A 7916-nucleotide genomic window follows, 5' to 3' on the forward strand; every position below is an offset into this window, starting at 1 on the left:
AAGGGCAATGCGCAGCCGGCGGTCCGAGCCGTAGACCTCGTCACCCAGCACCCAGGCGCAGGGTAGCCCGGCATCAAGCGCTCGCTCGATCATGCGGCCGGCCAGCGCCGGCTTGGTGGCGAACGCCACTTCCTCGGGAACGGCGGCCTCGGCGCGCCTGTCGCTGTTCTCGCACCACTCCTTCCTGGGCAGGTAGAGCTCGCGGTCGATCAGCGCGTGCCCCTTGCTGCTGGCATAAGCCAGGAAGACCCCGATCTGCGCATTCTCGATCCGCCCTGCCGTGCCGCTGTATTGCCGCGCCACGCCGACCGAGTGCTCGCCCTTCTTGAGGAAGCCGGTTTCATCGACGATCAGCACGCCATCATCGGCTCCGACGTGCTCCAGCACGTACGCGCGGCACAGATCCCGGGCCGCCTCCTGGTCCCACAGGACGTGGCTGAGCACGCGCTGCGTCCGCCACGGGCGGGCGTCGCCGATCTGCTCGGCCAACTGCCAGCCGTTCTTGCGCTTGGCCGCGCTCAGCAGGCCCTCAAGGTACAGGCCTGCCTGCCGCCGCGGCTCGGCCCGGACGAACAACTCCCCCAGTCTCGCCTGCAGCGCTCCCAAATTCTCGCGCCAACTCAGNCCATCATCGGCTCCGACGTGCTCCAGCACGTACGCGCGGCACAGATCCCGGGCCGCCTCCTGGTCCCACAGGACGTGGCTGAGCACGCGCTGCGTCCGCCACGGGCGGGCGTCGCCGATCTGCTCGGCCAACTGCCAGCCGTTCTTGCGCTTGGCCGCGCTCAGCAGGCCCTCAAGGTACAGGCCTGCCTGCCGCCGCGGCTCGGCCCGGACGAACAACTCCCCCAGTCTCGCCTGCAGCGCTCCCAAATTCTCGCGCCAACTCAGRATGTCCCGAGGATCCGACCCCATGGCCTGCCCCCACGAACCGACATGCCGCCACGCCGCACATGGGAAAGCCTCACGGCAAGCTCAACTGTAGAATTAAGGGGAGAAGCGGCCCTGGCTTACCCAGGCGCCACCTCCTCCTGGCTCAAAGTCGAGCCAAAGTTATGCAGCACGCCGGCCGAGGTTCGATTTGCGCGCTATCGCTTGTTCCAAGCAGCCTCTCAGGCAGGGTGAGACGCGCCGCCAAGCGGCATCAGTTAGAGTAAACGTGGCGGCCGCGACCTCCCGCGCGCCGGCGGTTGCGGCGCTCTCAAGCTCTTCCAGTCTTTCAACCAGACGAGCGGCTCCAAGCGTACCGGCAAGACCTTTGAAATCGTGTGAGGCCCGAGCAACCGCAGCCCATTCGGAGACCTCAACTAGTTCGCCAAGGCGCCTGATGCGCGTTCCACCCTCAACAAGGAAAGCGTCAACGCACGCACGCGCTCGAGCTACACCGGCCTCAGCAACCAGAACGTCAAGCCACTCAATTTCTATCTCTTCAAAACCCTCGCTATTCGGCTCGGTACCGATCTCCGACAGCCGATCGCTAGCGATTACCTCGCGGATTTGGCCGGCAAGACGTGCCAAATCTACTGGCTTGTGGAGGACGATTATGGCCCCAGCTTCGAGGCATTCCCGCCGGACTGTTGCTCCAGTGTGCGCTGTGAGGGCTATAATCGGGACGTGCGCATTCGGCCCCTGGCCAGACCGGATTCGCCGTATCGCTTCAATGCCTCCAAGCACGGGCATTTGGACGTCCATGAGGATCACATCAAAGCCTCCGCGTTCGGCGGACTGGATGGCCTCTTCCCCATTGTTCGCACCGAAGGCAGAGAACCCGGCGCGCCCGAGGACATCGACAAGCAGAACCTGGTTAATCTTGTTATCCTCAGCGACGAGTATCCTAGCCTCTGGTGCGGCCGGAGCCTTCGTGTCGAGGGCATGGAAGGGTGACTCACCTTCAAAGAAGCCGCTGACAATCCGTGACAGGTCGCGCTCCTCGACGGGGTGGGGCACAATCGCATCGGCCTGCCCCTCCGCCCCTGCCGGCAGCTCGCCCTGTGCGACCAGCACGACTCTCGCACGGCCGAGTGTCCGGCCAGAGCGCAAGCGGGTGAGAAATGCGTCTGCGGGAAGTCCCGTCAGCGCTGCATCGAGAACAACGAGGTCCATTGCCCCATGTTCGTGCGCAGCACGCTCCGCTAGACCGAGCCCCAGGAAGCCGTCGCCGGCTGCGTCGACGGTAAAGCCCAGCCGCTCCAGGTAGCCAACGACGCGCCGTCGCATGACTTCAGAGAGGCCAACAACCAGCGCTGAGCGGCCCATCATCATGGCCTGCGGACGGCGGACTTCCGCGACGCGTTGCGCGCTGAACGAAAAAGTAAAGGTGCAACCAGCCCCTACCATACTCTCCAAGGCAAGCTCGCCCTGGAGCAGGTCCGAAATCTCGCGGCAGAGCGCCAAGCCGAGGCCAACTCCCTCACGTCCAGCGGCGACTTCGCTCCGACCGCGCTGGAAGCGTTCAAAGATCGTGGACCGCTCGTTGTCGCTAATGCCAGGTCCGGTGTCCGATACTGAAAGTATGAGCTGCTCCGCAGGGCCGACACTACGCGTGGCGAGGCCCACTTTGATTGCTCCATGGTCAGTGAACTTAACTGCATTTCCGACGAGGTTGAACAGCATCTGACGGAGGCGGCTCGGGTCGGTGCGCCAAGAACCAGCCGCGGCGTCAGAGATGGAGACCTCAAAATCGAGCCCTTTGTCGTTTGCACCCGGGCGGAACACCTCTGCGACCTCAGATACGAGATCGCTGACATCGACAGAACTCATCTGTGTCTCTCGACCATCGACCTCTGCACTCGCAGCCTCAAGCATGCCATTGAGCATGGCCATGAGAACCTCGCAGCTGGCGCGTACCCTATGAACCCATCGCCGCTGCGCCTCCTCCAGGTCGCTGTCCAGGAGGACCGCCGATATTCCAAGAATGCTGTTGATAGGGGTGCGAACATCGTGACCAACCGCGGCAAGCACCCTGTCTCGCTGCTCGATAACGGTCGCGAGGCGCTCCTCTGTTTCTGCCAGCCTACGCGAGACGTCGTCCTTCTCAACGTTTATGGCCACTCGTGCACTGGGCCTTTTCCTTGCCGTCACCCAGCAGAGAAGAACAGCAGCGAGCCAGGCTGAAGAGAGTTTTCCGAAGTCGCCTGACCGCTCTACTGCAGAGTCGACGAATTCCATGACGAGTGAGTGACCAGGCCGCATCACCGACCACTTAAGCATACCTCTTGATCCTGAGACCGAAACGTCGCTCGTGTCTCGTGATAGAGTCGCCAGTCTCGTTAGAAGGGCATCGATGCCACTCGGCGTCACTGCTTCGGGTGTCTTCGGGGTGCGCACCGCTTCCAAGCCGACACGCGCCTCCGTCCATGATGGCAGCCACGCAGGAACGAGATAGCCGCCCGCTGCGTCAGTGCTGATGAAGGTGGCAACTACCCCCGCAGTTCCGCCCTGCCCATCGGTGAGACGCCGAACTAAACCGTAGGACGGCACGGCTTGGCGCGGGTCGGGGCCGGCGCCCGTGAACCCTGCAATCTGCCCTGTTTGGTTCAAGGCAGAGGTGAACCACCAAGTCGGCCCAACGTCGCTCGGTGGGAGAGGAAAAGAGGAAGCGGTCACGCGACCGCGGCCGCTCGCGATGACCAGTCCCGAAGCGGGAGCGAGCATCGGCTCGGACCTGAGAACCTTGGCTGTCAGCGTAATGGTGTCCGAGGCGACGTCCACAGGTCGCAGGCCGGCGGTAGTAGCCTCAAATCGCCTAAGGAGCTCGTCCGCTCTCCCGCCGATCTCCGAGTTAGCGGCGACTAGCATGGCCTCGGTGTGCTCCCTTAGCCGGTCTAGCTCCCACCCGGACCAGACGACTGTCCCCAGCGCCGGTGGGATGAGCAGTGCGGCGCCAAGGAACACCGCTCTAACGACGCCTCCAGTGATTGGTCCGATGGACAGCATGCTTGACTCCTTGCCCCCTCAGTTCGCGCGTATGTGCCGAGCAGGAGCCAAACGGAAATTAGTTAACGCATCCTTTCTATCCGGCGATTACATTCAGGAGTGGCTAGCAATTAGAGAACTAGTTGTTGACGGATGCACTCAAACCAGTCTCCCCCCGGCTGCCCGGCCGGCGCCAGTCTTAGCTGGGGCAACTGGGTACCGGGGCCCTTGGCCTCGAGCGTTCCTCCTGTAACGAGCGCCTGCAGACGGCTAGCGCTCGCTTCGTCAAGGCGTTCGCTAAACTCCACGCCTCCGCCCCTCGCCGTTCTGCCCTGAAGGTTCCACGAGCCCATAGTTCCGGCGAGAGACAGTCGCGCGGACTGCCCGGCACGGACGGGAGAGGCTCGGCTGGGGCGAACCGATATGCTGACCTGTCCGTCCCGGACGGCGGCGTTCAGTACTACAGTGGCGTGCGAAGCCCTGGCCACGCAGAGATCGTCGCGCCTTTCGAAGGTCCAGACACCCTCAACCGGACGCGGCTCAGGCAATGGCCTAACCCGCGCGGCAGGCGGTGTAGGCGAAATGGAGCCTTGCCCAGCCGGCTCAGGTGGGGGAGTTGGTGCTTGGCAGGCAGCAAGGACCAAGCAGCTTCCCAGCCAAACCATGCGCGGCAACGAAGTCAGGACCACTCGATGTCTCCAGCCGTGATTGCATGCTCAAACCGCCTTAAGCCGGCAGACGGCGAAAGAAAACTCGAAAGCTTGGTCATGGAACAGCTCCCGGCCCGCCCGAGGCCGACTGCTATGCTAGCGGACGACCGTGTAGCCCGTTTGGCACGGGTGCCGCGCCATCTGTAGCGAGCGGCACCGAGAGGTCCCAAAAAATCGCCTGTTGAGGAACCGCTTTGGTGCATCGCCTGGCCTAGAACGTGGCTCGGTTTTGACCTATTGCCTATCGTAGTCTGCTGCTCCCCACGGTGTGCAACGGCAGGGCGGCGGTGGAGCGGATTGGCATAGCGGCACGTGACAAGCAGATAACGACAGCGGCAGTCTACGCCCGGGGTAGTCGGGCCGGCTGGGACCGCATTCTGACCGAATGCGCTGTCGTGACGGATCACCGCCGCAGGCACATGATGCGAGTGCTGCTCGTCAGGTTAGGTCGGATCGGCTTTCCTCCAGCCCGGGCTTACACCAACACATCTAGTACGGATGCAGGCAGCCTAGTCCGCTGATTTGGGTGACGGCACTGGGGGAAACAGCAACCGAAGCGGCACCTCAAGAGGATCCACTTCGGGGGAAGCAGGCTAAGCACTCATCCCAGGATGCTGGCGAAGGGGCTACGCCTATCGGAACATCCCCTTCATCTTGAGCTCCAGACGGGAGTGAGCTTCATCGTTGTGTGTCAGCCTCTCAGACTGAGGCTGCAGGAACTGCATGTTGGTAAGGAGCCGTCACTGCGCCAGCAGACGAGCCGCGGACCACTCCTTGAGCAGGGTCGCGCAGGACGTACCCGCGTCCCCAGACGGTGCCGATGAGATCCTCACAGCCGGCTTGAACGAGCTTCTTGCGGAGCTTGCAGATGAAGACGTCGATGATCTTCATCTCCGGCTCGTCCATGCCGTTATAGAGGTGGTTGAGGAAGGCCTCCTTGGTCATCACCGCGCCCTTGCGCAGGGTCAGGAGCTCGAGGATGGCGTACTCCTTGCCCGTGAGGTGGACGGGCTTGCCGCCGACGGCCGCTTCGCGAGCGCCGAGGTCGAGGGTGAGGCTCCCCACGGAGATGCTGGGCTGGGCGAAGCCTTTGGCGCGGCGGACGATGGCCTGGATGCGGGCGACGAGTTCCTGGCTGTCGAAGGGCTTGACGATGAAGTCGTCGGCCCCGGCGCCGAAGCCCTGCACCTTGGCGCCCGGGCGGGAGAGGCCCGACAGGATGAGCACCGGGGTAGTGCTGCGACTGGCGCGGAGGCGGCGGACGACGTCGTAGCCCTCCATGTCCGGCAGCATGAGGTCGAGCACCACGATATCGTACTCGTAGAGGCGGGCCATCTCGAGGGCTTCCTCGCCAGTGTCGGTGGCATCGACCACCATGTCCTGGGTCTTGAGCATGAGCGTCACCCCGCGCGAGGTGGTCAGGTCATCTTCTACGAGCAGGACGCGCATGAATTTTTCATCCGTCGGGGCGTGAGGGATGAATACAACCATAGCGCGAACTTGCCCAGTCATTTCGATGTCAGATTCTGTCTTAACGATGCAAAATCGCATCGAATGGAGGTGGCAGGTTGGCCCTGTTGGGCTGCAAAGAAGCCATGTCCGACAGGATTCTGCGTGTAATCAACTGCTTTCGTGTGAACGCCGAAGTGGTCTCTGAAGGGGAGGTGGTCATCCAGCGAGCCTTGGGTAGGTTTATACAACCCAGAGTTGTTAAGATTGATTTGGAAGCCTCCGGGTGCTGAGCCCTGCGGAACAATGGTCATAATCTGTTAACCTTTTGCGGCGACCCTCCCGAAGGTTAACGCCGGCTTGCGGAAGGCAGGCGTTATACCAAGCGCCTGGACCGTTGACTCGCATGTGAACCCACCAACGCCTCTGGTGTGATTCGCTCCTCCTGGTGGTTGGTGTGGGAGGTTGGAATGGCGTTGGCGATCACGCGGCAGGATCTCTCGGCGGCCGAGCTCCGGAAGTCAGCGGCGCGGAGCCGTGATGCAAGTGCGGCCCGCCGGATGCTGGCGATCGCGCTGGTGCTGGAGGGATCGTCCCGCGAGGAGGCAGCCGAAAGCTGCGGTATGGATCGGCAGACACTGCGCGACTGGGTGCACCGCTATAACGCCGAGGGGAAGGCTGGGCTGGTGAACCGCCGTGTTCCGGGTCCGACGCCACGGCTCTCGAGTGAGCAGGAGGCGATGGTGGCCCGCTGGGTGGAGGAAGGACCAGACCTGGAGCGAGACGGCGTTGTGCGCTGGCGCTGCCGCGACCTGCAGGAGCGGATCAGAGGCGAGTTCCGAGTGAGCCTGCACGAGCGTACGGTCGGCAAGCTGCTGGCCAAGCTGCGCTTCCGCCGTCTTTCCGTGCGGCCACAGCACCCGCAGAGCGACCCCGCCGCGCAGGCGGCTTTTGGGGGGGCTTCGCTGATCGGGTGAAGGAGGCCGTCGGTGCGGTCGTCCCCGGCACACCGATCGAGGTCTGGTTCATGGACGAAGCCCGTGTCGGCCAGCAGGGCACGCTGACACGGGTCTGGGCCAAGAGAGGCACGCGCCCGCGTGCCGTGCGCGATCACCGCTACACCTGGGCCTGGATCTTCGGCGCGGTCTGCCCTGAGCGTGCTGTTGGCGCGGCCGTCGTGCTGCCCGAGGTCAACGTGGAAGCGATGAACATCCACCTGGCCGAGATCAGCCGCTGCGTGGCCCAGGGCGCGCACGCTGTCCTCGTGCTCGACGGTGCGGGCTGGCACACCTCACCCAGATTGAGCCTACCCGAAAACATCAGCTTGCTGCCGCTGCCGCGCTACGCACCCGAGTTGAACCCCGTGGAGAACGTCTGGGAGTACCTGCGCCAGAACCTGCTCAGTCATCGCGTGTGGGACAGCTACGACGCCATCGTCGACGCATGCTGCCACGCTTGGTCCACGCTGATGAGCACGCCCGAGCAGATTGCCTCCATCACGCGCCGCTCCTGGGCACAGGTCAAAGTCTGAGGCGCTTGGTATTAGTGTCCATCCGGGAACAGATGAAGGCATTTGAATCGGTTGTGATTGGCTCGCCGCAGCGGGTTGAGGAAGAAGAGCGTCCATGTGGACGCCCGAGAACCGGCCCAGATACGACCGCAGCCAGCTGCGCTACCCGAGCGATCTGACCGATGAGGAATGGTCGATCGTCGGCCCGCTGATCCCGCGCGCGAAGCGCGGCGGCAACAGGCGGTCGGTCGACGTGCGCGCGGTGCTGAATGGGGTGATGTACATCCTGAGCACTGGCTGTCAGTGGGCGGCGCTGCCGAAGGATCTGCCGC

Annotated in this window: 5 protein-coding genes; 2 read left to right on the plus strand and 3 right to left on the minus strand. The window is 63.5% G+C overall.

All coding sequences use genetic code 11. From position 1 onward, the window contains the following. From EAH89_RS30080 to ctrA, 3 genes are all read right to left on the minus strand, one after another. On the minus strand, positions 1 to 915 hold a 915-nt coding region (locus tag EAH89_RS30080), incomplete at its 3' end, for an IS701 family transposase (RefSeq protein ID WP_456306546.1). Positions 916 to 1053: 138 nt separating this feature from the next. Next, positions 1054 to 3936 carry an ATP-binding response regulator gene (locus EAH89_RS30085; protein ID WP_140887742.1) on the minus strand — a complete coding sequence of 961 codons (2883 nt, stop codon included), beginning with the start codon at positions 3934 to 3936 and terminating at the stop codon, positions 1054 to 1056. A 1388-nt stretch (positions 3937 to 5324) separates the two neighbouring features. Then, positions 5325 to 6074 carry a response regulator transcription factor CtrA gene (gene ctrA, locus EAH89_RS30090; protein ID WP_140887745.1) on the minus strand — a complete coding sequence of 250 codons (750 nt, stop codon included), beginning with the start codon at positions 6072 to 6074 and terminating at the stop codon, positions 5325 to 5327. Positions 6075 to 6544: 470 nt separating this feature from the next. On the opposite strand from ctrA, the gene EAH89_RS30095 reads away from it, so the two are divergent. Next, a protein-coding gene (locus EAH89_RS30095; protein ID WP_206667732.1) for an IS630 family transposase occupies positions 6545 to 7605 on the plus strand; the annotation gives its coding sequence in 2 pieces (ribosomal slippage) (positions 6545 to 7028 and positions 7028 to 7605; 1062 coding nt in all). Positions 7606 to 7699: 94 nt separating this feature from the next. Next, positions 7700 to 7916, plus strand: a 217-nt coding sequence (locus EAH89_RS30100) for a transposase (RefSeq protein ID WP_140887747.1), incomplete at its 3' end; no start/stop codon positions are given.

The sequence above is a fragment of the Muricoccus nepalensis genome (assembly GCF_006438825.1).
Taxonomy (GTDB): domain Bacteria; phylum Pseudomonadota; class Alphaproteobacteria; order Acetobacterales; family Acetobacteraceae; genus Roseomonas; species Roseomonas nepalensis.